At 61.6% G+C, this 26,968-nt stretch carries 24 protein-coding genes, 3 tRNA genes and 1 riboswitch; of the genes, 17 read left to right on the top strand and 10 right to left on the bottom strand.

The window, feature by feature from the left end:
- The first annotated feature begins 293 nt into the window (after window positions 1-293).
- Together M1D51_RS19705 and M1D51_RS19710 are read left to right on the top strand one after the other, a co-directional pair.
- Entirely contained in the window at window positions 294-689 is a 396-nt protein-coding gene (locus M1D51_RS19705; protein WP_458107715.1) for a hypothetical protein, read from the top strand.
- The gene (locus M1D51_RS19710) at window positions 655-1,698 is read left to right on the top strand and encodes a Gfo/Idh/MocA family protein (protein ID WP_458107716.1); all 1,044 of its coding nucleotides are present in this window, start codon (window positions 655-657) and stop codon (window positions 1,696-1,698) included. The genes M1D51_RS19705 and M1D51_RS19710 overlap by 35 nt, the downstream gene beginning before the upstream one ends.
- Window positions 1,699-2,232: 534 nt before the next feature.
- Here M1D51_RS19710 and M1D51_RS19715 read toward each other — a convergent pair.
- Entirely contained in the window at window positions 2,233-3,300 is a 1,068-nt protein-coding gene (locus tag M1D51_RS19715) for a LacI family DNA-binding transcriptional regulator (RefSeq protein WP_458107717.1), read from the bottom strand.
- 172 nt (window positions 3,301-3,472) lie between these two features.
- Here M1D51_RS19715 and M1D51_RS19720 point away from each other — a divergent pair, with 172 nt between their 5' ends.
- The 8 genes from M1D51_RS19720 (at window position 3,473) to M1D51_RS19755 (ending at window position 11,407) form a co-directional block, all read left to right on the top strand.
- Entirely contained in the window at window positions 3,473-4,468 is a 996-nt protein-coding gene (locus M1D51_RS19720) for an asparaginase (protein ID WP_458107718.1), read from the top strand.
- A gap of 26 nt (window positions 4,469-4,494) precedes the next feature.
- Window positions 4,495-5,388 carry a nitrilase family protein gene (locus tag M1D51_RS19725; protein WP_458107719.1) on the top strand — a complete coding sequence of 298 codons (894 nt, stop codon included), beginning with the start codon at window positions 4,495-4,497 and terminating at the stop codon, window positions 5,386-5,388.
- A gap of 36 nt (window positions 5,389-5,424) precedes the next feature.
- Window positions 5,425-6,732 carry a hypothetical protein gene (locus tag M1D51_RS19730; protein WP_458107720.1) on the top strand — a complete coding sequence of 436 codons (1,308 nt, stop codon included), beginning with the start codon at window positions 5,425-5,427 and terminating at the stop codon, window positions 6,730-6,732.
- A 225-nt stretch (window positions 6,733-6,957) separates the two neighbouring features.
- Window positions 6,958-7,146, top strand: coding sequence for a three-helix bundle dimerization domain-containing protein (locus tag M1D51_RS19735; RefSeq protein WP_458107721.1), 189 nt, complete (start codon window positions 6,958-6,960; stop codon window positions 7,144-7,146).
- 166 nt (window positions 7,147-7,312) lie between these two features.
- Window positions 7,313-7,657 carry a response regulator transcription factor gene (locus M1D51_RS19740; RefSeq protein ID WP_458107722.1) on the top strand — a complete coding sequence of 115 codons (345 nt, stop codon included), beginning with the start codon at window positions 7,313-7,315 and terminating at the stop codon, window positions 7,655-7,657.
- A 785-nt stretch (window positions 7,658-8,442) separates the two neighbouring features.
- Window positions 8,443-8,652 carry a hypothetical protein gene (locus M1D51_RS19745; protein ID WP_458107723.1) on the top strand — a complete coding sequence of 70 codons (210 nt, stop codon included), beginning with the start codon at window positions 8,443-8,445 and terminating at the stop codon, window positions 8,650-8,652.
- 1,037 nt (window positions 8,653-9,689) lie between these two features.
- Complete coding sequence (locus M1D51_RS19750) at window positions 9,690-10,166, top strand: hypothetical protein (protein WP_458107724.1); 477 nt, start codon at window positions 9,690-9,692, stop codon at window positions 10,164-10,166.
- Between the two features lie 656 nt (window positions 10,167-10,822).
- The gene (locus M1D51_RS19755; RefSeq protein WP_458107725.1) at window positions 10,823-11,407 is read left to right on the top strand and encodes a hypothetical protein; all 585 of its coding nucleotides are present in this window, start codon (window positions 10,823-10,825) and stop codon (window positions 11,405-11,407) included.
- Between the two features lie 78 nt (window positions 11,408-11,485).
- Here M1D51_RS19755 and M1D51_RS19760 read toward each other — a convergent pair whose 3' ends face one another.
- Window positions 11,486-11,809 (bottom strand): helix-turn-helix domain-containing protein, encoded by a 324-nt coding sequence (locus tag M1D51_RS19760; protein ID WP_458107726.1) that lies wholly within the window; start codon window positions 11,807-11,809, stop codon window positions 11,486-11,488.
- 169 nt (window positions 11,810-11,978) lie between these two features.
- On the opposite strand from M1D51_RS19760, the gene M1D51_RS19765 reads away from it, so the two are divergent.
- The gene (locus M1D51_RS19765; RefSeq protein WP_458107727.1) at window positions 11,979-13,124 is read left to right on the top strand and encodes an LAGLIDADG family homing endonuclease; all 1,146 of its coding nucleotides are present in this window, start codon (window positions 11,979-11,981) and stop codon (window positions 13,122-13,124) included.
- A 404-nt stretch (window positions 13,125-13,528) separates the two neighbouring features.
- Here the strand turns inward: M1D51_RS19765 and M1D51_RS19770 are convergent.
- From M1D51_RS19770 to M1D51_RS19780, 3 genes are all read right to left on the bottom strand, one after another.
- Window positions 13,529-13,604 (bottom strand) — tRNA-Phe (locus M1D51_RS19770).
- A gap of 46 nt (window positions 13,605-13,650) precedes the next feature.
- A tRNA-Asp gene (locus M1D51_RS19775) sits at window positions 13,651-13,724 on the bottom strand.
- An 84-nt stretch (window positions 13,725-13,808) separates the two neighbouring features.
- Window positions 13,809-13,881, bottom strand: a tRNA-Glu gene (locus M1D51_RS19780).
- A gap of 327 nt (window positions 13,882-14,208) precedes the next feature.
- Between M1D51_RS19780 and M1D51_RS19785 the strand changes: the two genes are divergently transcribed.
- On the top strand, window positions 14,209-15,162 hold the full coding sequence (locus M1D51_RS19785; RefSeq protein WP_458107728.1) for a DMT family transporter: 954 nt from the start codon (window positions 14,209-14,211) through the stop codon (window positions 15,160-15,162).
- Here the strand turns inward: M1D51_RS19785 and M1D51_RS19790 are convergent.
- Window positions 15,159-16,082, bottom strand: a complete 924-nt coding sequence (locus M1D51_RS19790; protein WP_458107729.1) for a carbohydrate kinase family protein — start codon at window positions 16,080-16,082, stop codon at window positions 15,159-15,161. The two genes, M1D51_RS19785 and M1D51_RS19790, sit on opposite strands and share 4 nt — an antisense overlap.
- 91 nt (window positions 16,083-16,173) lie before the next feature.
- On the opposite strand from M1D51_RS19790, the gene M1D51_RS19795 reads away from it, so the two are divergent.
- Entirely contained in the window at window positions 16,174-16,665 is a 492-nt protein-coding gene (locus M1D51_RS19795; RefSeq protein WP_458107730.1) for a metallopeptidase family protein, read from the top strand.
- Window positions 16,666-16,675: 10 nt separating this feature from the next.
- Window positions 16,676-17,596, top strand: a complete 921-nt coding sequence (locus M1D51_RS19800) for a cation diffusion facilitator family transporter (protein WP_172324160.1) — start codon at window positions 16,676-16,678, stop codon at window positions 17,594-17,596.
- On the opposite strand, the gene M1D51_RS19805 is transcribed toward M1D51_RS19800, so the two are convergent.
- On the bottom strand, window positions 17,593-20,268 hold the full coding sequence (locus tag M1D51_RS19805) for a PEP/pyruvate-binding domain-containing protein (protein WP_458109625.1): 2,676 nt from the start codon (window positions 20,266-20,268) through the stop codon (window positions 17,593-17,595). The genes M1D51_RS19800 and M1D51_RS19805 overlap by 4 nt on opposite strands.
- 49 nt (window positions 20,269-20,317) lie before the next feature.
- Window positions 20,318-21,355, bottom strand: a complete 1,038-nt coding sequence (locus M1D51_RS19810; RefSeq protein WP_458107731.1) for a universal stress protein — start codon at window positions 21,353-21,355, stop codon at window positions 20,318-20,320.
- 415 nt (window positions 21,356-21,770) lie between these two features.
- On the opposite strand from M1D51_RS19810, the gene M1D51_RS19815 reads away from it, so the two are divergent.
- Window positions 21,771-22,463 (top strand): FAD-binding protein, encoded by a 693-nt coding sequence (locus M1D51_RS19815; RefSeq protein WP_458107732.1) that lies wholly within the window; start codon window positions 21,771-21,773, stop codon window positions 22,461-22,463.
- Window positions 22,464-22,560: 97 nt separating this feature from the next.
- Here the strand turns inward: M1D51_RS19815 and M1D51_RS19820 are convergent, their stop codons facing one another.
- Together M1D51_RS19820 and M1D51_RS19825 are read right to left on the bottom strand one after the other, a co-directional pair.
- Complete coding sequence (locus M1D51_RS19820; RefSeq protein WP_458107733.1) at window positions 22,561-23,349, bottom strand: NlpC/P60 family protein; 789 nt, start codon at window positions 23,347-23,349, stop codon at window positions 22,561-22,563.
- A 3-nt stretch (window positions 23,350-23,352) separates the two neighbouring features.
- A riboswitch (cyclic di-AMP (ydaO/yuaA leader) is annotated at window positions 23,353-23,521 on the bottom strand.
- Window positions 23,522-23,695: 174 nt separating this feature from the next.
- Window positions 23,696-24,331: a copper resistance CopC family protein gene (locus M1D51_RS19825; RefSeq protein WP_458107734.1), complete on the bottom strand. Its 636-nt coding sequence runs from the start codon at window positions 24,329-24,331 to the stop codon at window positions 23,696-23,698.
- Between the two features lie 114 nt (window positions 24,332-24,445).
- Between M1D51_RS19825 and M1D51_RS19830 the strand changes: the two genes are divergently transcribed.
- Window positions 24,446-25,888, top strand: coding sequence for an NCS2 family permease (locus tag M1D51_RS19830; RefSeq protein WP_458107735.1), 1,443 nt, complete (start codon window positions 24,446-24,448; stop codon window positions 25,886-25,888).
- 74 nt (window positions 25,889-25,962) lie between these two features.
- The gene (gene hutG, locus M1D51_RS19835; RefSeq protein WP_458107736.1) at window positions 25,963-26,913 is read left to right on the top strand and encodes a formimidoylglutamase; all 951 of its coding nucleotides are present in this window, start codon (window positions 25,963-25,965) and stop codon (window positions 26,911-26,913) included.
- Window positions 26,914-26,968 lie beyond the last annotated feature (55 nt).

Raw genomic sequence — 26,968 nt, forward strand, 5'->3', positions numbered from 1 at the left:
CATCCGAGCCCTGACACTCAGACGGGACGACTTCGAAACGTCACATCCGAACCGTCCTTCGACCCCGTCCTCGTACTACGAGCAAGCGGCACCGTCCTCGCTACGGTACGGGATCTATTCAACGACCCAGACAATCGGGAGCACCAACTAATGTCGCACCCGGATCCGTTCTCCATAGAAACACAGCCCCTGAATCGGAGACTTTAAACCATCAGCGACGGGTCTGCCCCGGTCAACCCGACGTCCTGCACCGCATCTTGGTGGAGAACCGCGGCGACGTTATGAGTCTGGGCATGTTCACCGACTACGTTTCCGCGTACACGCGCGTAGGCGGCAGGGACCTGAGGGGCACAGTGCTGCAACTCCTCAAAAGAGCCTTGACCGAGGGCCTCATGGCAATCGGTTCTCTGGACGACATCCGTCACGAGCCCTGGCCTGCGCCTCCCACGGAAGCCCTTGAACGAGTCCCAGCGCAATGGCCAGAACCAGCATCCCTGGAGTGCTCGACACTGGAAGCGATCGCCTGGCTGTCCAACACCGCCCAAGGCGACCAAGCCGGGGGAAAGTGGGCCGGAAACGGGGACATCAACGAGAAGCAGCAATTGGCATCCCAAACACACACGGGTAGCCAGGATCCTCCCGGCGACGCTCGCCATGCCCGCAACACAAGAAAGCGCCGAAGTGAATGAAATAGCAGTCCGTACGCCGACTAACAGCATCCGCTGGGGCATCCTTGGCGCCGGCAGAATCGCTACCGCACAAACGCAGGACTTGATCGACTACGGGTTTACGGTCCAAGCCGTTGGATGCCGCTCCCTGGACTCAAGCAGAGCGTTTAGCGCCAGGTTTGGCATCCCGGATGCCCATGAAAGCTACGAGGGGTTGGTCGCCAACTCAGAAGTCGACGTCATCTACGTTGCGACCCCGCACACGTTCCATCACACCCATGCGCTACTGGCACTAAACGCCGGTAAACATGTGCTCGTCGAGAAACCCTTCACCATCAACGTCCACGAGGCGCAGGAAATCGTGGCCCTGGCAGAGATAAATGGTCTGGTGGTTTTGGAAGCCATGTGGACTCGTTTCCTCCCCCACATGGTCCGCATCCGCGAAATCATCAAAGAAGGACTACTCGGGGAGATCCGCAAGATCACAGCGAGCCACAACCGGAACCTTCCGAAAGACCCCGCCCACCGTCTCAACAACCCCGCCTTGGGCGGCGGGGCACTCCTGGACCTCGGCGTCTACCCGATCTCCTTCGCCTTCGACATCTTCGGCGCACCACAACAAATACAGGCAAGCGCCGCAAAGACCACCACGGGCGTTGACCGACAGACCGCGGTCATCTTTACCTACCCGCACGGTGAACAGGCGCTGCTCGACTGCGCACTTGATGCCGCCGGAGCCAACCGGGCAACCATCATCGGAACCGAGGGCTGGATTAGCATCGAATCCGTCTGGAACCAGAGCGCAACCTTCGGACGGTACGACAACCAGGGCCACCTGGTCGAGGTCTTCACCCACCCGGCAAAGGGCAGAGGCATGCAATTCCAAGCAATGGAGATGGAGTCCTTGATCAAAAAGCTTCCTACCGCAGGAACCATACTCCCCCCACAGGACAGCATCGCAATCATCGCTGCTATGGACATCATCCGGCAGCAGATCTGCCTCAACTACGACGCCGATCATCCAGCCTGAGTGGTCTCCCTTCTGCCCCCTTGCAATGTAGAGCTAAGCTAGCTTCCATCGAGCATTCATGACGCGCCCTGTTGGCTAAAGCGAAAGAACCCGCCTTTCGAACCCATCGGATCACGCAGGCACTGGGAGCCGGAACGATTCTCTCCGCTGTGCAGGCGTTTCAGGAAACTGAAAAGACAATGAATTCACCATTTGGCTCTCCGCGCTGAGAACTTCAATGGCATGGCGGCGGCTAGCCGCTGCAACCGCACCGGGCGGTTCAACGACGTCGCACCGCAAGTACCCCCGCTGGCCAGGATAGGCCACTCGGCAACAACGTCCGCCCCAGATGGTGCCGAGGAACACTGGCTAACGCCCCTCAGCGCGTCAAATGTGGCTGGCCGTACCAGGACTGGGTCAACCGAACCTGCAGCGGCCGGCTAGAAAGAGGACGCTGCTACCGCGCATACAGGGCTGGCAACCTCGCTCTGAGGCTGCTTGACGTGAATTTCCGTACTGTTCACTGGTGAACGGCACGCCGGCGGGGTCTCCCGCCTAGTTGCTCCCGATACGGAGGGTAGAGCGTACGCCGGCGCTTGATTCTCTGACGACGAGAGTTGGCGGGATTATGTGTGACACGACGGGCTCACCGTTGAGACGGGAAAGAAGCAGTTCAAAAGCCTTTTCGCCCATCTCACGCATGGAGGAATGCACGGATGTAAGGGGAACGGGGAGTTCGGCGGCCAGGACGGTGTCGTTGTAGCCCACCACGGCAATGTCCTCACCGCCGCGGAGTCCCAGACCGCGCAAGGTGCCGAACGTTCCAATGGCCGCGAAGTCGTTTACTGCAAACAGTGCTGTGGGCCAGGGTTTGCTGGCGAAGATCCGCGTCGATGCTTCTCGTCCGCCGATGACGTCGAAGCTGGAGTGAACTATCCGGGAGTCCGGTATGTTGATTCCCGCCTTCGCGTATGCGTCCACGAACCCTGCGGTCCTGTCGACACCTGTGCTTGCGTAGGCCTCGCCCGCTATTATCCCCACATCGGTATGTCCGAGAGAGAGCAGATGTTCAGCTGCGAGCCGGCCTCCCGCGTAATCATCGCCCACTACGGCAGGATGCTTGCCGGAGCGTCGGCTTACCAGCACGAACGGGATGCCGCGTTGCTGCAGGGAATCCGCAAATGTCGAGTCCAGCGTGCAGTCTCCGAGAATCAGCCCATCGACCCGCCGCGCCAGAAGCATTTCCGCCCCGGCTACCCGCTCGGGTTGCCTGTCCTCGCTATTGGCAACGAAGGTCTGGTATCCATGACCGCGGGCAGCCTCATGGATCCCTTCATAGATTGTGGCAAGCACGATGTCAGTCAGCCTTGGAACAAGCACTCCCACCAAGGAGCTGCGACTGGTGCGTAAACCGGCGGCAATTGGATTCGGTGAATAGCCCAGCGAATCGGCGATGGCCTTGATCCGCTCAGTCGTGGCCTTCGAAGCTGTCCGAACGCCGGGCCGGAGCGACGGGGCCAACACACGCGACACCGTCGAAACATGAACACCTGCCATCTCGGCAACTGTCCGCAGCGTAGGGCGACCAGCCTCATCTGCGAACGGCAGTGGATCGGTGCTCATCAGGCCCTGCTTTCTGGTGTCGCGAAATACTTTGCACAAACGATTGCGTGATCCACACCATATCACTTATGGTTGACTCAGATACGACGCGCAAACGATTGGGCAAGTAATGAGAAAAGTGGTTATCATCACGACTGGCGGAACGATTGCCAGCACGACCGATGGTCGCGGGGTGAAATCTGCCGCGATCCCAGGGTCAGCTTTGGTGGCGGGCATTGCGACGCCGGAGGGTGTCGACGTCAACGTCGTTCAGGTTCTCTCGACTAATAGCTATTCGATGACCTTGGCTGATATGGATGCCGTCCACGACGCTGTCAGAGAAGCCCTGAGTCAGCTGGACACCTGTGGGGTCGTCGTCACCCATGGAACCGACACCTTGGAAGAGACCGCGATGCTGGTCGACATTTTCCACGACGACCCCCGTCCTGTGGTTTTCACTGGTGCCCAGCGAAGCGCTGATGATCCCAACACCGATGGTCCCGAAAATTTGGCGGATGCCATTGCTGTGGCGGCCTCATCAAATGCCCGTGGATGCGGTGTCCTCATCTGTTTTGGAGGCGTACTGCATGCGGCAAGGGGGACGCGCAAAATCCACAACAGTGCACTGTCAGCCTTCTTCGATGTAGACCATGGGCCGTTCGGGATCGTGATTGACCGCTGTGTGCGTGTGCATTCAAAGGTCAGTCCTCCGTCCGACGGGCCGCGGCATCCGGTTTCGATCGGAGACATACGCATCGACACCATCGCGATATACCCCGGCGTGGATCGAGTCGCGCTAGATGCGAATATCCAGGCCGGCGCGCGGGGCATCGTCCTGCAGGCGACGGGGTACGGCAACGCGAATCCCGACATTGTGGGTGCCGTTGCCGAACACGTTCGGAACGGGATTCCTGTCGTCGTCTCGTCCCGGGTTGCCGGAGGTCCGATCCGGGGAGTCTATGGAGGGGGTGGCGGGGGTGCTGACTTGATGTCCGCCGGAGCCATCCCCGCCGGCCACCTCAGGCCAAGCCAGGCGCGCATTCTTCTGGCCGCACTTGTGGCCTCCGGTGCTGACGTCGAGCAGATCCGGAACGCGATGGGCGCCGAACGCACTCGGTATGTCGACACCCCTGACGAGGTGCGCAATTCCTTCATCAGTTCAACAGCAGCTTATTCACACCCGAAATAACCCTCACATCAAAAGGAACTAACCAAATGCGCACAGGAACCTCACCCGCGGCCAGCGAAATCAAAGTTGCCGCAGTGCAGTCCGATCCCCAGGTCGGCATCGAAAACAAGAAATCAAATGTCGAGACCACGTTGCTTCTCATCGCCGAGGCTGCCCATGAGGGCGCAAGGCTCATCGTCTTGCCGGAACTAGCCAGCACCGGGTACTCCTTCGATACCAGGGAGGAAGCATATCTTCACGCAGAATCTGTCCCGGACGGCCCCACCTCGCAAGCATGGATTGAAGCCGCCCGCCAACACGACGCCTACGTGGTCGCAGGCATCCTGGAACAAGAAGGCGTAACACTTTACGACACGGCCGTCCTCATTGGCCCCGAGGGCTTCATCGGAAAATACCGCAAGACTCACCTGTGGAACCGGGAAAAGCTGCTCTTCACACCTGGCACTGAGTACCCGGTCTTCGAAACAAAAATCGGCCGCATCGGCCTGCTGATCTGCTGGGACATCTGGTTCCCGGAAGTAGCACGAATCCTCGCTGCCCAAGGCGCGGACATCATCTGCTCCACCAACAACTGGGTCTGGACGCCGCCTCCCCTCTTTGACGACGCCGGCAACTGCATGGCCTCCTACCTCACCATGTCCGCGTCGCACGTCAACACCATCCCCATCGTCGCAGCCGACCGGGTCGGCGAAGAACGCGGAGGCAAGTTCCTCGGCTGTTCCCTGATCACCGGAACGAACGGCTGGCCTATAGGAGGAATCGCAGATGCCGAAGCCAAAACCATTATTTACGCGGACCTCGACCTCACCGCATCCCGGGCAGCCATGATCTGGAACGACCTCAACGATTTGGCCCGTGACCGCCGAACAGACCTCTATGACCCCCTTCTGGGGTTCAACGGTACCCCCCTCGTCCGCTAGTCCGGCCACCACCCAGACCCTGACCTAAGGCCTCCCATGACCGACAACACGAGACAAAATCCGTCTCAAGAAATGCTCGCCGATGTACCGGTTCCCAACACCCAACTCGGCCCTCCCCCACAGACAACCTCGGCACCAACGCCCCGCACCGAACTCAGCCTCGCAGGACTTCTCATCGGCGCCACAGCTGTCGTCGCACTCTTCGGAGCCCTAACCGTAGGTATCAGCGCACTCTCTCCCCTGCTCGCTCAACAAGGCCCCACCTACACCGAGTGGGTCCAACCACTACCGAACGATCTCCTCACCCGGGCCCAATGGGCCCTTGGAGACATGACAGAACCCCAGTTCTACAAGTCCTGGCTGGCCTCCATCGGCCTGCTGGCCGGCGCAGCGCTGGCATGGTGGGCCGGATCCCGGAACAAGAAATGGGCCGGAATGCCCATATCCTATGGAACCGGACTGTGGCCATGGATTCTGGGATCGGCAACTCTGAGCTTGGTCCTCTCGAACCTCGCCTTTGGCGGAGGACTCGGCGAAGGATGGCAACCCACCTTTGTGCCGTTCGTCTGCGTTGCAACCGCTACCGTTCTGGTCTACGGCAAAGGTTGGCCGGTTTTCCTGACCGGCGCCATCCTGGGAGCAGCCACCACCACCCCAGTCGCGATGGTTCTCATCAACTTCGTCACTGGCCCTCTCGCTCTCCCGCCGGTTGTTGCCAACACCCTGGCAATGTCCATTGGAGCTGCGGCCACATTCATCATCGCCCGTTACCTGCCTTGGATGCGGTTGCCAGAACCCGCTCCACAGCAGGACACAGATGCCTCAACCGAATCCCCCACCCCAGTACGCACCATTCCTGGAGCGCCAACTCTAATCAAGGACGCCGTTTGGACGGTCCGAAGGGTAATCGCAGACTTCACCGAAACCCAGTTCTACGCCAACGAACTAGCCAGCATCGGCGTGATCCTCGGAGTCGTCGCAGCCTTCCTGATGAACCCGCTGTTCCCGGCATACGGAACGAATCTCCTACCCCAGATTCTCTTTGTCCAAGCTCTCACATCAGCCATCGGCGTCATCGTCTGGAGAAAGCTCTACCGGGCCGGCGGATGGGCCCCCACCTACATCTCCGTCGTCTCCGTTGGACCAGCCAGCGTACTCGCCTACAACGGCAGCGCACTTTCCATCATCGGCGGCGCCGTCGCGGGCGCCCTGCTTTGCCCGCTGATAGCCCGCGCCGTTTCAGCCCGGCTCCCGAAAGACTTCCACCCCTTCATCGGTAACACCATTTCTATGGCCATCTCCGTGGCGATAATCGTCCCCGGGCTGGGTTTGTTCGTGGGGTAATCGCCTAGACGCTCCTCGGGGGCTGCCGGCTGGAGCTCTGCCAAAGCGTGCGAAGGAAGGATCGGCCCTAGGGTCGGTCCTTCCTTTGGCTTCTGCCACAAGAGGCAGATGATGGACGTCAACAGCTTGCATCCATTGACCAGCGACCAAGCCCGCGCGGCCAGTCCCACTTCCTTGGAACCGGAACGGCGTTGACGGGACAGCCTTATGCGCTGACACTGGGCCATGGCTAAAGAAGACGAAGCACAGACTGTAGCAGCAGTTATCGACAGACTGGCGAAGAAATTTCCGGACACCCACGAACCCAGGTCGAGGATCGTCAGCGAGGAATACACCGCCCTTAACGACGGCCCGATCCGCGACTATGTGCCCATGCTTATCGGACGAGCAGCCAAGCTACGACTCCGCAGCTAGGGCCGACCAACAACACAGGAAGAGCTTCCGCATACACAAGAAAAGGAAACCCAGCCTCCGGCGAAGGGGCTCCTTCTCTCGCTGTGCAGGTTTCTATAGCCAAGCGCCGCTTATGGATTGGTCCGTGCGTACGGCCGTAGACTGACTGGGACGTCACAGGGGGGACATGACTTCACGCGGTAGGTGCCTGGTTATCGAGGATGACGAGGATATCGCCGGACTGATCGAGGTACTTCTTACCACCGCAGGCTTTGACGTCCGGGTAGAGGCAACGGGGACGGAAGGTCTCCTGGCGGCCGCCAGCGTGGAATTGAAGCTGATCACTCTGGATCTAGGGCTCCCTGACATGGATGGCCGCGAAGTAGCTGGCTTACTACGCGACGTGACTAAGGCCCCGATTTTGATGATCACCGCGTTCGCGGCAACCGGAGACGAGCTGGACGGCTTTTCTGCTGGCGCATCTGCCTATCTTCCGAAACCGTTTCGGCCTGCCAACTCCGCGATCTGGTAGATCAATTCTGCCCGCAAGAATCCCGGCTTGCAGGGCCAGCAACATCCTGAACCCCCGATCCCCTTCTGGTGCACCAGATGGTCCAAGATGTCCCACTTCCGTGAAATTGGAATGCTGTTGACTTCCTCTGGAAGTTGCTCTGACCGCTGTTGAGTTGCTGGGATCGGTGTACCAACCTGCTGTAGGAGTGTTCACTAACAATCGCCTTCCGGCTGGCGTGGGGGTCAGTTGCCAGGCTGGGTTACGGTCTGTGCGCTGATGCTCCACGCGGACCAGTCCAGCGGGTGAACGGAGGGATACCTGTGGGCCGGCCCTGCGCGGAGGTGATTTTCAACGCGCTGATTTCTGCGAGTTCTTTGGCGGTTTCCACGCCCACCGCGATGACGTCGGCGCCGATCTCACGGGCCAGCCTCAGATCACAAGGTTAAAACATATTTAATACTGTCAAACCCGTACGGTACCCCAGCCGCTATCACGGGCGGGCCGGGCTGCCCGTGAAACGAGGGTCTACCCCCACCCCGTTGCTGGTAGCTGCGGTCGAAGCAATGAACATGGTGATTGTCACCCATATTGGCCGGTTATCGGCCCAAAGGGTGGCTGTCATGCTGATTCCCACTCACCGGTCGGGCCGCACCCATTAGGCAAGGCGGGTATCACCCTGTACTGCGTGGGGGTAGCGCACTCATGACTTCTCGAGATCCGCCGCCAAGGGGCTTCGTGACTGCTCCATGCTTTACCGGCTGCATGGTCTTTACGGCAGTCACAAGGAAAGGGATGATCATTGCATGCCAGTCGCAAGCGTTGTGCGCGCACTCAAGGTTACGTCGTGGGCACTTGTTGCCCTCGGCTTCCTGCTGCTGGCGACCGGCATCCTGAGCGGCATGTGGGCATGGGCCTACATCGCGGTGGTGATGGCCATGTCGATCACTGAGTGGGTACTTAGAGACCGAGAGGAAATTCGGCACAAGCGGGCACACCAACCGCACGCCGAATAGACAGCCAGTAGCGGGAGCCCACCATCTCTGGCAGGGCGCGCCCATCAGATTTGTGGTGGACGACGCTAGAACAGCTAACCAGTCAGATCCACCCAGACCGTTGGGAGCCCGGGAAACCAGCTGTTCAGGATCATGGCTGTGGGCCTAGCGCCCCTGTAAACGGCCTAGTGTGACGAAATTCTGACGACGCTTCGTTGGGCCCCGGTTCGGGTAGGCCTGGGCTTACGGCGCGTTGTTTTCCGGGGCTCACACGCTCCGGCACTATGTAGCCAACCTCGGCGGCAGACGAGGCGTGCACCTCAAGGCGTTGGATCCCAAAGGGCCCTTGAGAGAGACGCAGGTGCGCTCTCTTCGATTCCCAGTGAGAGACGCAGGTGAATTTGCGTCCTACGTTGATATCTCGCAACCTGCCTGCCCGGCTTCCGTTTGCACGAGAGACGCAGGTGCGCCTCGGCGGGGTCAGGTCGTGGTTGAAGTGAAGCACGAGGACATGGATGTCCTCTGCGAGGCCGTCACAGGACTCCCGCCCCAGCCGCAGCCGACCGTCGCCGGATTGCCCGGATATTGACTGGAATGCGCATCTGGCCAATGCTTCATCCATGGGTATGACCCAGCGTGACCCTGACTAGTTGGAACGCATGCGCGCGGCGTCCATGCAGCGTCCGCGAACCCGGTTCCGCAGAATTGCGTGGGCGGACCTTCAGAAGCTGATCCGCGAGCGGGACATGCTCTGGCATGATGCTTCAACCGAAGCACGAGGACGGATCCAAGCCCTACGAAACGCTGATGGCCACAGCAGTCCTCGTGACGCCGGGGCCATGCCACAACCTTAGTACCGAACAGAGGGCGTGAAGGCCACGGAAAAGAGAAGGCACCACCTGGTAGCGGCTCTACTCATCCTCGCTATCCTCACAGGCTGTTCCCGCCCTTCGGCTCCAACTGCGTCACCTCCCCCGGCTACGACCGCCCCGCCAAGCGCGACGACGCGCATTTCGCCCCCGACCCAGTCGACCGCGGGTTTCACCCTCCCGGACTACGTGGGTAAGACTCTGGACGTCCCTCTCGCGGAGTTGCTCAAGAACGGCACCCTTTACGATGCCGAGGACGCGGTGAACGGCAAGGCGGTCCTGTCCCCGAAGAACTGGACTGTCCTGTCCAGTTCCCCGTTGCCCGGGACTGTAGTCAAGACCGGCGGAAAGGTTGTTTTCCAGGTCCACAAGCCTGAGGAAACCAAGGCAGCCGAACCGGCGACCGGGCCGTCAACGTCCACTGGTTTGGACGAATTATACGCTCAAGCTGCGTGTGACATTCACGGCAAACAGGAGTTCCGTTATGGTTGGGACCCGCACTGGGCGCTGGACAGGCAGGCTGCGCAGATCGTGAACGACCGGTGGTTCTTCAAGGTGGGGGCTGACGTGACCAACCAGTCCAACGCCAAAGCCGACGTAACCATCGAGTGCACGGTCGGCGGAACGAAGGACCAGCCAATTGTTGAGTCGTTCCTGGCCTACTGATGCCCGGTTGTCCGCTCCGGCCTGGCCGAGTCACTGGTGAATTTGCGCCCTGCTTTGATGCCCAGCAATCCGCATCTCCGGAGTGCATTGCACGAGGGATGCCGGTGACAGCAGGCAACAACGCACCGGGCGACAGGTGCCTCGTGGCAAGGAGCCATGATCCAGCGTCGCCGGGGGAATAGAGCCCCCAGGATGCGGAGCGGCCATATCAGAGAGCGTGAGGCGGTCCGCCCTCAGGGGCAGACCGCCAGTCAGACTCCGAGAGGGCGCTAGCCACCAGACCCGGCCCTACGAATAGACCTTCCAAAGGCCCCGCCATTTGCCCTAACTCTCTGCACGCCGAATCGAGCAATTCACCGCCGGAAACCCCTGTCTTGCGGGCCGCACAGCACCGCTGTAGGATTCCCCGACGGAGTTACATAGGACACATCGTGGTGGGGGGAAACGACGACATGGTCAGACCGAGAGCCGAGTTTCGCCGCAGTTGCCTTCGCTGCCTCGCCACGAATAAGCGCCATGTTCCGCCCAACCCCCACTACGCCAAGGGGCTCTGCGAAAAGCACTACCGGCAAGAACACCGGAAGAAGCCGAAGTGCAAGGCCACCGGCTGTACAACCCGGTTGGTACCCGGATATTCCCGAGAAGGCTATTGCCGGATGGACGAGCCCCTGTTACTTGTGGAACCCATCCGCACGCCTCAAGCCATGCGCCGAACCTTGAACAAATTCCGGGGACAGATCGCGCCGACACGCGACGGCCTCGATGGCCTGTTTGGCTGTTGGCCATGGAGCGGAAGAATCAACAAGGTAGTTTTCAGCCCGACAGGTGAAATACGGCCAGGATACGGCGTCATCAGCATCGACAACCACGAATGGCTTGCCCATCGCTACGCTTACGGCCTCTTCATGGGCGGCCACGGAAACCGCCTGACGCTCGACCACGTATGCCGCAACACCCTATGCGTTCGCCCGGACCACATGATGCCCATGACTTCACGCCGCAACAGCGAATTGGAGCACCGCCGCGCTGCCGAACAACCAGAGGCAGTTATTCAGGATCTCGTCAGCATCAAGCAAATGAGCGGTGCGACAATACTGTGGGCGATGCGACGAGGATTGCCCATCGGCAGGGCAACTCCCGGTGGGGGGCCCTTTGCTTATGGGCTCGACGGTCAGCCATTCGAGCATGTAGCTGGACCGGCAAGCTATCCATCGGTTCAACAAATGATCCGACGAAGGTAGCTCTGTCCAAACACTCGTGTCTCAGGTCTCAGCTTCTTGGGCCGCGCCCAACCTCACGCCTCGTGTAAGTGGAGCCCGTCACCTACCGGCTGAATGGTTCATCGCCCTACTGCCACCTCGGTATGGGCTAACCGTTGGACGGCGTTCAGCGGGCGTAAACAATTCCGTGATGTCACAGTCCAGGGTCGCTGCAATATCCCACAGACGCTCATACGCAACGCTCTTACGGCCCCATTCGATCCCGATGATCATATTCCGACTCAGGCCCGATTCTAAGGCCAGGGCCTCCTGCGATAAGCCCTGCTCGAGGCGAATCTCCCGGATACGGCTTCCAACAGCTGCCCGTCGTTCAGCCCATCGGAGCGTTTGCTCTTTGGAGGACTGCTGCGGACTAATGGGCATGAATCAATGCCAACTAATATTGTCATAGTTGTCTGCTCTCTTAGAGATACATGGAAAATTTAGGGAGCCAGCTATGACGCCATTCGTTGAGAGTGAAGTACCGGGGCAAGCAGCCCTCTTCGAGGTCTCTAGAGGTCCAAGCCCAGGGCACCTCGTCACCAACGGGCACTTGAGCGAGGAGTTCGCTGCCGATGACAAGGAATCGGTGCCTGCCCACCTTCGGGCGCTTTACCTTCAGCCTCGTGGGCAGGCTCGCGCAACCCAGGCAAGAAGCACCGCTGCCACAGGACGTCAAGCACTTGCGGTCACACACCGGGTTGCTACTCCGACGGGATGGAAGCCCCTTGCCGAACTTGTCCCAAACGACTTGGTATTTGACATCACCGGCGCAATGACACCAGTCTCCGAAACCTCCCCGACGTATCGTCGGCAGCCTTGCTTCGAGATAACCTTTGACGACGGTCAGCGGATCCGGGCCGCGGCGTCACAGAGTTGGACCGTTCAGACCCGTAATGGACACGACAACGCCTTTGTCGAGTTCACGGCTACAACGGAGGAACTCGCCATCATGAAAGGTAGCCGACGGTCAGCAATAAGTATCCCTCTGACTAAACGTGAATCGCCGAATCTCGATCTTCCCATCGATCCCTACCTTTTCGGCTACTGGCTCGGTGATGGGTACGCAGCAAATGGGGCCTTCGCAGTCGGTAACGCGGACGTGGAAGAGGTGACCGCGATTCTAACGAGAGTTTTGCTGCCGTACGAGATAATCACCTGTAGGTACTACGACTACAACCTGTGTCACCATCTCAACATCCGGAACATCAAGAAACCCTCCAGAGTGTCGCCGCAGCAGTCGTTGTTCCAGCGGCTCCGAACTTTGGGTTTGCTGAGAAACAAGCACGTACCGGATCTGTTCTTGCTTGCCGGGACGGAGCAACGCCGCTCACTCATGCAGGGCATGATCGATTCGGACGGCAATGTCACCGCGAAGGGCCAGGTTCAGTTCACCAACACCAACCGGCGCATCATTGACGGATTTCTCGAAGTCTCTCGTTCGTTGGGCTACAAACCGACGGCGCGCGTGCACTCGACTTCAGGGTGGATCGTTACTTTCCAAGCCACAGACAACGAACCCGTCGCGCGGATCCAGCGCAAGGCCTCCCGCGCCATCTTGGGCGGTCGAATTGCATCACGGCGGTACATTCAGTCCATCCAGCCCGCCGAGTCAGTTCCGATGAAGTCAGTTGGTTTTGTCACGCCAGGCCTCATGTTCCAGATAGAGGGCGGCATCGTCACGCACTCAACATGGTGAGTGTTACCCACACCGTCAACAGTCGATGACCCGGCAAGTGACGGATAGGCGAGGAAGGCATTCCGTCAGCCAAATGGATGATCAAGCTGAGTGGAGCCCGCCTCCGCTACCTGACCGGGGGCAACTACAAGGTCGGTAAGGACTAGGCTCCCCGCGTCAGAGTAGAAACTGTTTTAAAGCTTGCGCTTCTCGCCTCCGTCCACGGCACGATGGTGGAACATGGCACGAGAAGATAATTATTAGGTCCGACGGCGCTGGGACCCAGGGTTTCTACCAAGGAAATACCAAGGGTGCTGTTCCGATTCTTCCCGATTGGATCCGATCCAAGCCGGATTCGGCGTGTAGACGAAGCAAAGAAAAACCCCGCCGATCCCCAGGATTACTGGGAACTGCGGGGTTTTCGCTGGTGGCTCCGACCGGCGTCGATCCGGTGACCTTTCGATTTTCAGTCGAACGCTCTACCAACTGAGCTACAGAGCCTAGGTGACATGTCACCTTGAGAACCGAATTTCTTCGGCGCTCAGAGCGACCCTGACGGGACTTGAACCCGCGACCTCCGCCGTGACAGGGCGGCGCGCTAACCAACTGCGCTACAGGGCCTTGCGTTTGCAGTATCTCTACCGCGTTTTTTTCAAGGCTTCTAGCTTACCAGACTTTTTTCATCCGGTTTACCACTTCCTTGCGTACCCCCAACGGGATTCGAACCCGTGCCGCCGCCGTGAAAGGGCGGTGTCCTAGGCCGCTAGACGATGGGGGCCTGAACTCAATTCGGATTTCACAAAACAAAAGCGACGCTTACGCGTTCTTTCCGTGTCTCGCTCGTCCGAACTGGACTCTAAAACTTTAGAGCATAGATGGCGATATTCCCAAATCGAGGATTTGCCGGGCATCTGGACACCCCATCCGATGACCATCGAGGGGTTGGATCTCGCCCCAAAGGGACACCCAAAGTGCCGAGAGCCCGCCCCTCGCGAACACGCAGGAAGAGCCCAGGGAGGACGCCTGCCGAACATTGGCAGGATCTTGTCCTGACGCGTCCGAAAACCGCCAGCCGCCCCCGCTGCCTGCCGGATAGATTTGGCTCATGACAACCACCACCCCGGCCGAACCCGGCCAGCCTTCCCCGGACCTGCCCCAGCGCACCACCCCCGCGCCGGGAGCAGCCATCAGTAAGCTCGGCATCGCCGCCGTCATCATCACCGTCGTCCTGTGGGCGTCGGCGTTCGTGGGCATCCGCGCGGTCGGCCCCAGCTTCTCCCCCGGCTCCTTGACGCTGGGACGGTTAGCGGTGGCCGCCGTCGTGCTTGGAATCGTTGTCCTGCCGACGCTGAAGGTGTGGCCGAGGGGTCGGGAATGGTTGCCGATCGTTGCGTACGGGGTGATGTGGTTCGGCGGCTACAACGTGGCCTTGAACGCCGCGGAACACGTACTCGACGCCGGCACCAGCGCCATGCTGATCAACGTCTCCCCCATCCTGATCGCCATCCTTGCTGGAATCTTCCTCAAGGAGGGCTTCCCGCGGTGGCTCCTGATCGGCAGCGGTGTGGCGTTCTGCGGGGTTGCGATGATCGCTTTGGGTTCCGGCCAGCGCTCGACGGCGGACGTCGCCGGTGTGCTGTTGTGCCTGCTTGCCGCTGTGCTCGCCTCAGTGAGCGCGATCCTGCAGAAACCCGTGCTCCGGAAGTTCACGGCCGGGCAGGCAACGTGGTTCGGGATTATGGTGGGCGCCATCTGCTGCCTGCCCTGGACGGGACAGTTGATTTCCGAAATCCAAGCGGCACCGCTGCCGGCGACCCTCGGGCTGGTGTACCTGGGCATTTTCCCCACAGCCATTGCCTTCACCACCTGGGCCTACGCGCTCTCTCTGATCTCGGCGGGAAAGCTTGCGGCCACAACCTACCTGGTTCCGGGCACCACCATCCTGATTTCGTGGGCTGTCCTCCAGGAAGTCCCCACCATTTGGGGGCTGATCGGGGGCGTGGTGTGCCTGATCGGCGTTGGCCTGACCCGGCGCCGAACCCGTAAGCCGATGCGTTAGCGGGCCATTCCCACCAAAAGTTCGCGGTGTGTGGGCGGGTTGGCACCTGGGCGGCCGACGGCGATGGAAGCCGCCATGGAGGCGATGGTGCCGATCCGCTCCATGACGGTGGGCGCCAATCCGTCGCTGCCCCGCAGCAACAGCCCCATGATGAGGGCTGCCGTAAAGGAGTCACCGGCGCCAATGGTGTCCGCCACCGTGGCCGGGACGGCGGGGACGTTGAGCTGTATGTGCTTCGTTGCCATGAGTGATCCCTTGACCCCTTGGGTCACAACGACCAACCCGGCGCCGAGGGCCAAGAGGTGGTTTGCCGTGTCCTCAAGCGCCTTGCCCGGGTATAGCCAACGGGCATCGGTACCGCTGAGCTTCACGACGTCGGTCAGCGGCACTATTTCCTCAAAGAGGGCCAGTGCCTCGTGGTGACTTCCCAGGAGATCGGGGCGGATGTTGGGATCGTACGTGACCATGCACCCGCCTTGAGCCTGCTCCAGCAGGCTGCGCACAACGCTTGCTCCGGGCTCCAGGAAGGTGGCGATGGAGCCTGTGTGCAGGATCCTTGGCGCATAGGGCAGGGCAATCGGAGCCAGTTTCCAGTCAATATCGAACGTGTAGTCGGCTGAACCGTCGGCTGATATCCGCGCGGTGGCCGTGGCTGTCTTGCCTGCTGACATAGAACCGGGCAACAGCACCACACCGGCGCTGTGCAGATGTGCTGCGATGGCATCGCCGCGGGTGTCGCGTCCAATGGCCGTCAGCAGGCCGGTTTTGACGTCCAAACGGCCCAGACCGAAAGCGACGTTTGCCGGAGAACCGCCTGGATACTCCACTTGGCCTTCGGACGACTCCACAATGTCGATCAACGCCTCACCAACTACGACGACATCGAGGGGCTCAGGCGCGAGGGAAGATGTGCCGGTCATGCGGTTCCTGTGTCTGTCGAGAGAGGATTGACTTTTAGTATCTCTCATCACACACGGCGCCGATGCTGCCAGGGCGGACTAAAGTCAGATCATGCCCGCGAATCTTCCACCCGGCTTGCCCATTGTTCCGGACGGCGAGCGCCCCTCATCGCCTCTCCCGGCAAGGAATGCGGTGCACAGCCCGGCTGAACACGCCTCGGTGGGGCACACCCCGGCTTTCGACATGTCACCCGAGGAATTCGAAGAAGCTGTCAGTGACGCCCTCCAACTGATACCGCCCAAAGCGGCCAGTGCCATGGACAATGTAGCCATTTTTATTGAGGACGACTACACGCCCCAACCGGGCGAAGATCCGGACACCGTCCTGCTGGGCCTTTACGAAGGCGTCCCGCTGACCGAACGCGATTCCTGGTGGGAGGCTGGTTCCCTGCCGGACCGGATCACCATCTTCAGGCAGCCCATTCTGGACATCTGCAGCACCCGCGAAGAAGTCATTGATGAAGTGGCCATCACGGTGGTCCACGAGATCGCACACCACTTCGGGATCGACGACGATCGCTTGCACGAACTCGGCTGGGGATAGCCTTATAGACATGGGGCACGACCACAACCACTCCCACGGAGTCACAGCAACCGGCAAGCACCGGAAGCGGCTTATTGCCGTCCTCGCCATCACCTTAGGGGTGGTGGGCATCCAGGTGATCGGCGCCGTCGTGTCCGGATCTTTGGCGCTGTTGGCCGATGCCGGGCATATGCTCTCCGACGCGGCAGGTGTGTTCATTGCCCTGATGGCGGCATGGATCGCTACCCGGCCGGCAAGTGACCAGCGAACGTACGGCTACCAAAGGGCCGAGGTCCTGGCCGCGTTGGCCAACGCCCTGATCCTGATCGTCATTGCCGTGGTGATCATGATCGAGGCCATCCGCCGCTTCGGGGAATCCCCGGAGATCCAGACGGACGTCATGCTGTGGGCAGCCATTTTGGGTGCTGTAGCCAACTTGGTCTCACTCCTGATCCTGCAGGGAGCACAGAAGGAGAGCCTCAACGTCCGCGGCGCCTACCTTGAAGTCCTGGGCGACCTCCTGGGCTCCATCGCCGTCATCGTCGCGGCTGTGGTGATCATGACCACGGGAATCAGCGCCGCCGACCCCATCGCTTCGATGCTGATCGCAGTGATGATCATTCCCCGCGCCTGGCATCTGCTGCGCGATGTGGTGGACGTCCTGCTCGAGGCCACGCCCAAGGGTGTGGACGTGAACATGATCCGCGAGCACATCATTGCCGTGGACGGTGTGGTGGATGCCCACGACATCCACATCTGGACCATTACCTCCGGAGTCCCCGTCTTCTCGGCCCATGTGGTGGTGGAGGACGCGGTCCTCAATGCCAGCGGGGCAGACAACATCCTGGATCAGCTCGGATCCTGCCTCGGCCGGCACTTCGACACCGAGCACTGCACTTTCCAGTTGGAGCCTGTAAGCCACTCCGAGCACGAATCACACCAGCACGCTTAGCCGGCCGCGCCTCCCGCGTCCTCAATAGCCACGCTCCCCGCGGCGCCGTCCACGGTGACGCGCTGCCCGGTGCTGATGCGCACTGTGGCATCCGGAACTCCCACGACTGCAGGAATGCCGTACTCGCGGGCCACCACAGCACCATGCGAGTTGGGCCCGCCCATTTCCATGACCAACCCGCTGGCCGTGAGGAACAACGGCGTCCAGCCAGGATCCGTTGACGGCGCCACAAGTATTTCTCCGGGCTCCAGGTGGGCGCCGACGGGATCCATGATGACGCGAGCAGGGCCTGTGACCTGCCCCGCCGACGCCGGACTGCCGGACAAAGTGCCCGGGCGCTGCGTGCGGTTGGTTCCGGGCGCAGCCTCTGGTTCAGTGCCGTCAGACATGAGCACCCGCGGTATATGCCTCCGCCGCAGTTCCTGCTCATAGGCCTCACGACGCTCTGCAATCAACTCCTGCAGCTCATCTCCGGCCAGTGCGGTCTCGGCTTCGTCCAGATCCAGGAAGAAGATGTCCTCGGGACGTTGGATCCGATGCGCTGCGGCGAGCTCCTCCCCGACCAGGAGCAGCTGCTTCCGCGCAGCGGACAATCCCAGGACCAGGTTGTACTTTGGCAACTCGCGCAGTCCTGCGAAGCGCCGTGTCCGGTCCAGGGCAACTCTGACGATCGCTGCGTGCAGCGGGCTCTTGGTCCTGGCGCGGGCCACGAACCGGGCTATCTGGTTGTCGGCCTCGCGAGCTGCCCGCGCAAACTGCTGGTCCGGCGCCTCCGCGTCGTCCGGGAGCCTCAAATAGTTGGAGACGACTCCAAGGATATGGGTGGGGTCATCTGACCAGCGCGGCATTCCGAGATCGATCTCTGCGACCGCCCGGTGCCCGAAAGTGTTCAGGAAGGAAGCCAACCCGGCCTGGGCAACGGCCGGGAGGCTTCCGTCCCGATACTGTTCCGCCAGCTCTATCGCCGACCGACCGGTGATGGAGGCAACGGCGTCGGGGTCTTCCCGAATCCCGGAGGCGAGCTGCCACAAGGCCAGGTCCATCTCCGTTGTGACATTGTTTGGCAGGCCCCGTAGCACTGTTTGAAGCTCCCCGGAGGAGGCTTGGTCGCCCAGAAGGCGCCTGACCAGCGCCAGCATGGCAAAGCCCAGCGCAGGAAGCGGCAGTACCTGGGGGACTGTGGCGAAAAGCTCCTCACCCAGGATTCGCTGGACGTGGCCGATCCTCTGATGGGCTGTGGCTTCCGCCGGGACGGCCAGGGAGGTCCGCAGATTCGAACCAAACCCCTGCACGCGCTTCATTGCCGCACCGGGGCGGAAAAGACCGCGTAAGAGCGTTTCCGGGACGCGGTACTTGGCTGCGACCGGAGCTACGTGGCGAATCAGCTTCAAGGGTGTCTTGATGGTCACAGCGAAGCGTGGATCATCGAAAAGACCACGTATCAGGCTGGCTGAGCGGGCTTCCATGACGTCGAAAACACGGGGCACGATCACCCGGCCGACCCTGCTCCTGACCACCGAAGTGAGATCAAAGAAGATGCGCTGCCCGGCCTCGTAATACGGCGACGGGCCGGACCGCGGATCCGGGACGTCAAAGCCCGCAGTCCTTGCCACAGAGGAGGCGATGAGCCGAATCCCGGCCAAGCCCATGGGCGTCAGCGGCCTGGTGAGCCCCTGGGCGAGGCTGAAATTCAGGAAGGCATGCTCTCCGGGGGTGGAAGGGGTGCGCGTGGTTTGCGGGTACAAGGTGGTGATGGGCCTCGCTTGGGTGATCCACAGTTTTCCCGCTGGGTCGATGGCCCATTCCGTGTCCTGCGGGGCTCCGTAGTGCCCCTGGATCTGTTGGCCCAGGTCCGCCAATTTCAGGACCTGGGTTTCGCTGAGACAGGGCTGGGGCTCGGAACCGGCTTGTTGGTCGCGCAGGGACCCGGCGCTCCGTTCAACGCGTTCCGTGCCGCCGCCTGGGAGCGCCCTGATCTCCACCTGCCTGTCCCCCAAGCTCCTCTTCACCATGGCGCGGCGGCGAAGGTCAACAACGTACTGATCCGGGTTCACGGCTCCGGAGACAACTGCCTCTCCCAAGCCAGGGCTGGCGTCAATCACCGTCTGGTGTCTGTTTCCCGTTACAGGGTTGGCAGTGAACATCACGCCGGCAGTAGCTGAATCCACCATCTCCTGAACCACCACAGCCAGGGTGACCGAGGCATGATCCATGCCGTTGACGGTCCGGTAGGTCACGGCCCGGTCCGTCCACAGCGAAGCCCAACAGCGGCTCACTGCGTCCAGGACGGCGTCCCCGCCCACCACATTCAAGAAGGTGTCCTGCTGACCCGCGAAGCTCGCGAAGGCCAAATCCTCGGCAGTGGCTGAAGACCTGACGGCAACCGGGACGTTCTCTCCCAGCTGCTGATAAGCGGACCGCACCGCCTCGGCAATCCCCGCCGGGACGCCGGCGTCGAGCACCAAGGACCTGGCCCGGGCGGCAAGGCGGTTCAAATCCTCGAGTTGGGACGCAGAGGTCTCTTTCAACGCTGCCAGCACAGCCTCCAGCCCGGCGCCCGAGAGAGCTTGGCGGTAGGCGGCCGTTGTGAGGCAGAAGCCGGGCGGTACGGGCAGCCCCGAACGTGCCAACTCACCCAGGTTGGCCGCCTTGCCACCCACGTCAGGAAGCATGGAAGCACGGATGCCGGCGATGTCGAGGATGAGCACCAGGCTGCGCCGCCTAAGCTGCGCCGAGCATGGGCCCAAACTTATGGCGATCAGCCAGCCGCGGGTCCTCCCTGTCAGGGACAACAAGCACAGGACCCTTGGCATGGTGCAGGACGCCATCCGAGGTGGAACCCAAAAGCATGCCTGCGAAGCCGCCCCGGCCGCGTGTTCCCAGAACCACCAGCTCGACGCTGCGGCTGGTTTCCACCAGGACGTCCACCGGCGAGCCGTCCCGGAGGTCCGTCTCGATGGTCAGTTGGGGGAAGTGGCTCCTAAGCCATGCGACACCGGCGTCCAGCTGGACCTTGATGTCGGCAAAGAGGGCATCCCGGTCCAACGGGGCCGGTACCCAGGCCAAGGACCCGCTGTATTGCGGTACCGCGCAGATGACGCGGAGCTTCGCTCCCATGCGTTGGGCTTGCTCGGCTGCCTCAAGCATAGCCACACGGGCTTGCTCGGAGCCGTCCACGCCCACGGCAACCACGTTCTCGACAGTGCGGGGTCCGGCTTTGGCGTGCTCGGCCTTGATGTGCTTGTCCTCTGTGTTTTCGCCCAGCCGATCAGCGCAGTACAAGGGGACCGTGACGGTGGGGCACTTGGCGTGTGCGGGCAAGGCGCTGCTCACCGATCCCAAGAGGCGTCCAACGAAGCCACCGCGGCCCCGACTGCCGAAAACGAGGAGCGCAGCGTCAGCGGAGAGATCCAGGAGGACACCGGCAGCGTCGCCGTTTTCGACCGAAGCATCGACGTCGATGGCGTAACCGGAAACCTTGTCCATGGCCTGTTTGATGATGGCATCCGCGCCCTCGCGAATCACTGAATCATCCACAGTTGCATAGCCGCCATCGAGTCCGGATGCAGCAAAGATGGGGACGGAGTAAGCCGTCACGATGTGCAAAGGCAATTGACGGCGCTCGGCCTCCCGCGCGGCCCATACCAAGGCGCATTGACCGTGCTCCGAACCGTCCACTCCAACAACGATGCCACCAGGCGCCACTGCCTGGTCCTGCCCGTCCTGTGGCTCTTCATTGTGCCTGCTGTGCTGGTCCATGGGGCCCGCCTCTCCACCTGCTGCTTGATGTTCCGGCCATTCTGCCAGAGGTTCTCCTTCCAGGATTCCCTCACAGCGCCCTTGTCAATGGCCGGGGCAGAAGAAACAATAAAATTCTTCCTCCCAAGGCCCACTATTCTCGGTCGGGAACGCCGAATCAAGGCGACTTCGGGCTATGTGGGTAACGGTCCGGGGTCGGTTGCAGCAAGGCCGTTTTGCGCTACGGATGAACACCGGAAACACGCGCACCCCGGAGGCTATCCATGGCAGAAAAAGTTCGGTAGTGTTCGAGTCACAGAATGGCCGGCAAACGTGTTCCACAACACACTCCGGCCATTTATTGCGGCCGCTTGGGGAACTCGGACGCGACCCCATGCGATGCCCAAGGGCACACACGTCAAGGAGGAACCAAGCAGTGTCACTCACGCCTGATTCCGCCACGGAACGCACCACCACCGTGGTCATCGGAGCCGGCCTGTCCGGCTTGGCAGTTGCCAGTGAGCTCAGCCGTTATGGCGTGGGCTCCATAGTGGTGGACGGGTTCGGCGCGTTGTCCGCAACCGGCCCGTCAGTACACACCGGAATGCTTCAACGCTGCGACGCCGCTGATCCAGCAGCCATGCAGGAACGCAACGAAATCCTCCGCCACCTACGGAACTACGCCGCCAGCCACCACCTGGATGTCCGCAGCACCACCCGGGCTGTACGCCTTGATTTCCTTGGCTCCGACCCGTCCCAGCAGATCGGCTACGGACTGGCTGCCAGCATGACCACTGCCGGGCTCAGAACGGGGCTCCACGCCTCCGGTCCACTCGAATCCACCCGCCGTCAGTGGGCCGTGCACACTGCCAACGGGGTCCTTCTGGCCGACCATATTGTGGTGACGCGCTGCGCACAGAGTCAGTTGCGCCGCATGCTGGCCGAACTGGGCATAGCGATCGGGCAGAATCTGGTGGCCGCCATGCGGGCCGTCGGGATGCACTTGGTGGGAGTCGGGGAACTCATTACGCCCACACCCAAGGAAGTGCTTCGCCAGGCAAAGGCTGTGGGCCAGGCGATATCATCCAAGGTTGCCCTCCCGGCAGGCCCGGGCATCGCTACCGCCTAGGACTCTGAACTTTAACTCACATTATTTAACGCCAAAGGCCGGTGTCCTCGAAGATTGGTTCTTCGAAGACACCGGCCTTTGAACTGAAGCGTGAGGCTTATGCGCCAGCGCGTACGTAGGTCAGGGGACCCGTTGCGGTCAACCAGCTGATGGGGTGGATGCCCGTCTGGTTGCCGTTGATGCCACCGCTGATGGCCTGGCCGTTGCCGATGTAGATGGCAACGTGGCCGGACTGGACGATCATGTCGCCGGGCTGGGGCGAGCTGACAACCTTGCCGTAGTTCATGAACTGCATGGGACCGAGGTCGCCAACAGGAATGCCTGCGGAACCGAGGGCCCGCTCCACCATGGCGGTGCAGTCCTGCATGATGCCGATCTGGGCGTAAGCCGAGGCAACCATGGCAGCGTTGACGCCACCGACGGCCGGGGCTGCAGCAGGAGCCGGAGCCGGAGCCGGAGCTGCGGCCGGAGCGGCAGCAGCAGCCTTGGCAACAGGAGCCGTTGCAGCTGCAGTGGTGACTGCAGCCTTCTTGGCGACGGGAGCCGGAGCAACCGGAGCCGGCTTCTCGATGACCGGAGCTGCTACGGAAGCAACAGCGGGGCGCTCGAAGTTGACGGTAGCCGTGGCCAATGCGGTCACAACCTGGGTGGGAGCCTCGGAAACGGTCTCAGCGACCGTTGCAGGGCTGGAATCCCGCTGAACCGGAGCTTCAGCTGCGTGGGCAGCAATGGAGCCGGTCAGGACAAGGCCGGAGGCTGCTGCGATAACAGCTGCCTGGCGGCCAGCGCCGGAAGCGTTGCTGGCGACTGCCTTGGAGATGGAGATGAACGGATTAGGACGTACGCTGTCCGCCTTACGACGGCCGCGAAGAATGCGTGAAGACATGAAAGAGCCTCTCCCGATGCCTGCGAGGTTAGCTGTCGGATTCGGATGGGAGTCACCCGGCCACTACGCCCCGCTGTTACGCGGAAGCTTCGTGACTTCACCCCAAGGCACGCTCGAAAGCGACCTAAAATGGGTTCCCCGTCTCTGCCGTAAGGTTTGTCTGCGAACGGATTCCGGACTGCGGCAGAGCTAGGCAATCAGGCCGGAAGTGCCCGCTACGTGGAACAGGCACAGGTACAACCGTACGCGATGATCACGCCGAAGTCACATTTAAGTAACGAGAACCGCGCTTCTGGCGTGTCGTGGTGACCATTTCGAGATCTTCGCAGCTACGTAGAAAACCCCGTTATTCCGCGGCAGAATCGCCCTCAGAGTCATTTGACGCAGCCAGTTTCCGGCGTGCAGTAACGGCCAGAAAAATAACGAGACCTACAGCAACCACGGCCAGTCCCACGATGCTCCACGGGAAGGGCTGGGAGGCATCCGCGGCCGGTTCACTGCTGCCGTTTCCAGGCGCCCCGGTTCCTGCGGTCGGCACCGCTGCGGAGGATGAAGCCGGGGCCGACGTCGAGGCACCTGCCGAAGCGCCTGTCGACGTCGTGCTTCCCGCGGTGGCAGTGAACGTAAAGGTGCCTTCAATGGGGTGGGAATCGCTGCTGACAACCCGCCAGACCACGGTGTACTCGCCGGCGGGGGCGCCTTTACGCAGCTTTTGAACCGCCTGGTTGTCAATGATTTCAACGGGGCCGTCGGCCCAGTTTTCGCCACCCGCCGTGACAGTTACGCCCGAACCGATGGCAAGCGGCCGGTTGTTGAAGGTAATGGCGACCGACGCCGGCACTTCCGTCACAGCGGCACCGTTGGCCGGCGTCGTGGATTCGGCGACGTCATGGGCGGACGCCGGAGCCGCCGAAAACAGCAGGGCGGACGCGAAGGCAAGAGCAGCAACGACGGCGGCCAGAAGCGGGCGGATGGTACGCATGGGGCGGTTTCTCCTAGTGTTGGCTTCCTTACAGACTAGGCGAATCGTCCGGAGCGCCCGTACCGGACCGCATAGGATTTGAGAGCACACTCCCCTCGATCCCCGGAGTCCTTCATGCTTAAACAAGGTTCTGCAGTAGACCGCTACTTCAAGATTACTGAACGTGGATCCACGTACTCGCGGGAAATTCGTGGCGGCTTCGCAACGTTCTTCGCCATGAGCTACATCGTGGTGCTGAACCCGTTGATCCTCTCCGGGGCTGATTCGAGCGGGGCATCCCTTGGTTTCACTGCCGTCGCGGCCACCACGGCGTTCGTAGCGGGCATCCTGACCATCCTCATGGGCGCGTGGGCCAAACACCCGTTTGCCGTAGCAACGGGCCTGGGCGTCAACGCCTTTGTGGCCGTCACCGTGGCCTCGCACCCGGAACTGACCTGGCCGGACATGATGGGCCTTGTGGTGCTGTCCGGCGTCACCATGCTCATCCTGGTGCTGACAGGATTCCGGACCGCCGTGTTCAAGGCCGTCCCGGAGGCCCTGAAGACTGCGATCGTGGTGGGCATTGGCCTCTTCATTGCACTGATTGGCCTGGTCAATGCGGGATTTGTCCGCCGCATTCCCGACGCCGCCGGCACCACGGTCCCGCTGGGCCTCGGCGTGGACGGCAAGCTCATGGGCTGGCCTACCCTGGTGTTCGCAGTGGGCCTGATCCTGACCATCGCCCTGGTGGTCCGCAAGGTCCGTGGTGCCATCCTGATCGGCATCGTGGTTTCCACTGCACTGGCCGCCATCCTTGAATTCACCCTCCACATCGGCCCCAGCTTTGACGGCAAGAACGTCAACCCCCGCGGCTGGTCCCTGGTTGCTCCCACCCTTTCGGAGTGGGGCGCCCCGGACCTGTCCCTCATCGGCAAGGCCAACCCGTTCGGCGCCTTTGAACACCTCGGACTCATTGCGGCGGCACTGCTGGCATTCGTGATCCTGTTGAGCATCTTCTTCGACGCCATGGGCACCATGGTGGGCCTGGCCAACGAGGCCGGAACCGTGGACAAGGACGGCAACATCCCCAACGTTGACCGTGTGCTCCAAGTGGATGCCCTCGGCGCGATCGTAGGTGGCGGCGCTTCGGTTTCCTCCAACCAGATCTTTGTTGAGTCCGGCGCAGGCATCGGCGAAGGCGCCCGCACCGGCCTCGCCTCGATCGTCACCGGCTTGCTGTTCCTAGTGGCCATGTTCTTCACGCCCCTCATCAACCTTGTCCCGTTCGAAGCCGTCGCCCCGGCGCTGGTGGTAGTGGGCTTCATGATGGTTTCCCAGGTGGGCAAGATTGATTGGCAGGACTGGGGCGTCGGCATCCCGGCCTTCCTGACCATCTCCCTCATGCCGTTCACGTACTCGATCGCCAACGGCCTCGGCGCCGGCTTCATCTCCTACGTCCTGATCCGCACCTTCCAAGGCCGCGCCCGTGAAGTCCATCCCCTGATGTGGGCTGTGGCCGCGGCGTTCCTCCTGTTCTTCGGGATCGGAACTGTGGAGGAGTTGTTGGGCGTCAAGTAGGGAAGTCCGGGATTCCGGACACCCGGGTGATTGGATCGCTGGTTTTAGTGCCCGCCTTCGGGTGTGCTTAAGGCATGGAAACCAGCAGCATCCCCACTGTCGACGTCAGCCCCACACCCTGGACGGGCCGCTTTGACGGGGACGGCGCCGAACACCGGCGCTGGTGGCAAGCGGTAACGCCGTTCACGTCCTCCGCGTCGGCAACGGCCTCGCGCCCCGCCGTCGTGCTTGGTTTTTGCAGTGACGCCGGAGTCCTCCGCAACAAGGGCCGCGTGGGTGCTGCCGCTGCTCCCGCCGCCATCCGAGAGGCGCTGGGTCCCCTGGCTTTCCACCTCGACCGTGACGTGTTCGACGCCGGTGATGTAGTGGTGGAGGACGACTCACTGGAAGCGGGCCAACAGCGCGCCGGACGCGCCATTTCGGGATTGCTCGACGCCGGCAACCTCACCGTGGTGCTGGGCGGCGGGCACGAGACCGCGTTTGCCAGTTACCTTGGCGTGGCAGGTTCTGAAGCGGTTCGTGGCAAAAGGCTCGGCGTACTGAACCTGGACGCCCACTTTGACCTGCGCGACGAGCCCACGCCGAGCTCGGGCACGCCGTTCCTTCAGATGGCCCGCGCAGAAGCTGCCGAAGGGCGCGAACTGCAGTACGCCGTCGTCGGAATTTCGGAGCCCAACAACACGCGGACGCTCTTCAACACAGCCGAACGCCTGGGTGTGAAGTACCTGCTGGACGAGCTGTGCACCCCCGAGGCTGTGGAGGTTTTTGTTGCCGGCTTCCTGGCCGGGGTGGACGTGCTGTACCTGACCATCGACCTCGACGTCATGCCGGCGTCGGTGGCTCCGGGGGTGAGCGCCCCTGCTGCTTACGGTGTGCCGTTGCCGGTGATCAGCGCGGTCTGCCGCCAGGTTGCTGCGAGCGGGAAGCTGCTGCACTTGGACGTCGCGGAGCTGAATCCGGAGTTCGACATAGATCACCGCACCGCAAAAGTGGCGGCCCGCCTGATCAACACCCTGCTCGCTTAGAGACACGTTTGAAAGGGCCTGTTCCCGGGCACGTTCCTCCACATAGCCTGTGTGG

It is taken from the genome of Arthrobacter sp. R3-55 (genome assembly GCF_054161505.1).

What these genes read in the sequence shown, in the direction of transcription:
- M1D51_RS19705 (WP_458107715.1), top strand. Translation starts at nt 294, where the DNA reads ATGTTCACCGACTACGTTTCCGCGTACACGCGCGTAGGCGGCAGGGAC.
- M1D51_RS19710 (WP_458107716.1), top strand. Translation starts at nt 655, where the DNA reads ATGCCCGCAACACAAGAAAGCGCCGAAGTGAATGAAATAGCAGTCCGT.
- M1D51_RS19715 (WP_458107717.1), bottom strand. Translation starts at nt 3,300, where the DNA reads ATGAGCACCGATCCACTGCCGTTCGCAGATGAGGCTGGTCGCCCTACG.
- M1D51_RS19725 (WP_458107719.1), top strand. Translation starts at nt 4,495, where the DNA reads ATGCGCACAGGAACCTCACCCGCGGCCAGCGAAATCAAAGTTGCCGCA.
- M1D51_RS19730 (WP_458107720.1), top strand. Translation starts at nt 5,425, where the DNA reads ATGACCGACAACACGAGACAAAATCCGTCTCAAGAAATGCTCGCCGAT.
- M1D51_RS19735 (WP_458107721.1), top strand. Translation starts at nt 6,958, where the DNA reads ATGGCTAAAGAAGACGAAGCACAGACTGTAGCAGCAGTTATCGACAGA.
- M1D51_RS19740 (WP_458107722.1), top strand. Translation starts at nt 7,313, where the DNA reads ATGACTTCACGCGGTAGGTGCCTGGTTATCGAGGATGACGAGGATATC.
- M1D51_RS19745 (WP_458107723.1), top strand. Translation starts at nt 8,443, where the DNA reads ATGCCAGTCGCAAGCGTTGTGCGCGCACTCAAGGTTACGTCGTGGGCA.
- M1D51_RS19755 (WP_458107725.1), top strand. Translation starts at nt 10,823, where the DNA reads ATGGACGAGCCCCTGTTACTTGTGGAACCCATCCGCACGCCTCAAGCC.
- M1D51_RS19760 (WP_458107726.1), bottom strand. Translation starts at nt 11,809, where the DNA reads ATGCCCATTAGTCCGCAGCAGTCCTCCAAAGAGCAAACGCTCCGATGG.
- M1D51_RS19785 (WP_458107728.1), top strand. Translation starts at nt 14,209, where the DNA reads ATGACAACCACCACCCCGGCCGAACCCGGCCAGCCTTCCCCGGACCTG.
- M1D51_RS19790 (WP_458107729.1), bottom strand. Translation starts at nt 16,082, where the DNA reads ATGACCGGCACATCTTCCCTCGCGCCTGAGCCCCTCGATGTCGTCGTA.
- M1D51_RS19795 (WP_458107730.1), top strand. Translation starts at nt 16,174, where the DNA reads ATGCCCGCGAATCTTCCACCCGGCTTGCCCATTGTTCCGGACGGCGAG.
- M1D51_RS19800 (WP_172324160.1), top strand. Translation starts at nt 16,676, where the DNA reads ATGGGGCACGACCACAACCACTCCCACGGAGTCACAGCAACCGGCAAG.
- M1D51_RS19805 (WP_458109625.1), bottom strand. Translation starts at nt 20,268, where the DNA reads ATGCTTCCTGACGTGGGTGGCAAGGCGGCCAACCTGGGTGAGTTGGCA.
- M1D51_RS19810 (WP_458107731.1), bottom strand. Translation starts at nt 21,355, where the DNA reads ATGGACCAGCACAGCAGGCACAATGAAGAGCCACAGGACGGGCAGGAC.
- M1D51_RS19820 (WP_458107733.1), bottom strand. Translation starts at nt 23,349, where the DNA reads ATGTCTTCACGCATTCTTCGCGGCCGTCGTAAGGCGGACAGCGTACGT.
- M1D51_RS19825 (WP_458107734.1), bottom strand. Translation starts at nt 24,331, where the DNA reads ATGCGTACCATCCGCCCGCTTCTGGCCGCCGTCGTTGCTGCTCTTGCC.
- M1D51_RS19830 (WP_458107735.1), top strand. Translation starts at nt 24,446, where the DNA reads ATGCTTAAACAAGGTTCTGCAGTAGACCGCTACTTCAAGATTACTGAA.
- hutG (WP_458107736.1), top strand. Translation starts at nt 25,963, where the DNA reads ATGGAAACCAGCAGCATCCCCACTGTCGACGTCAGCCCCACACCCTGG.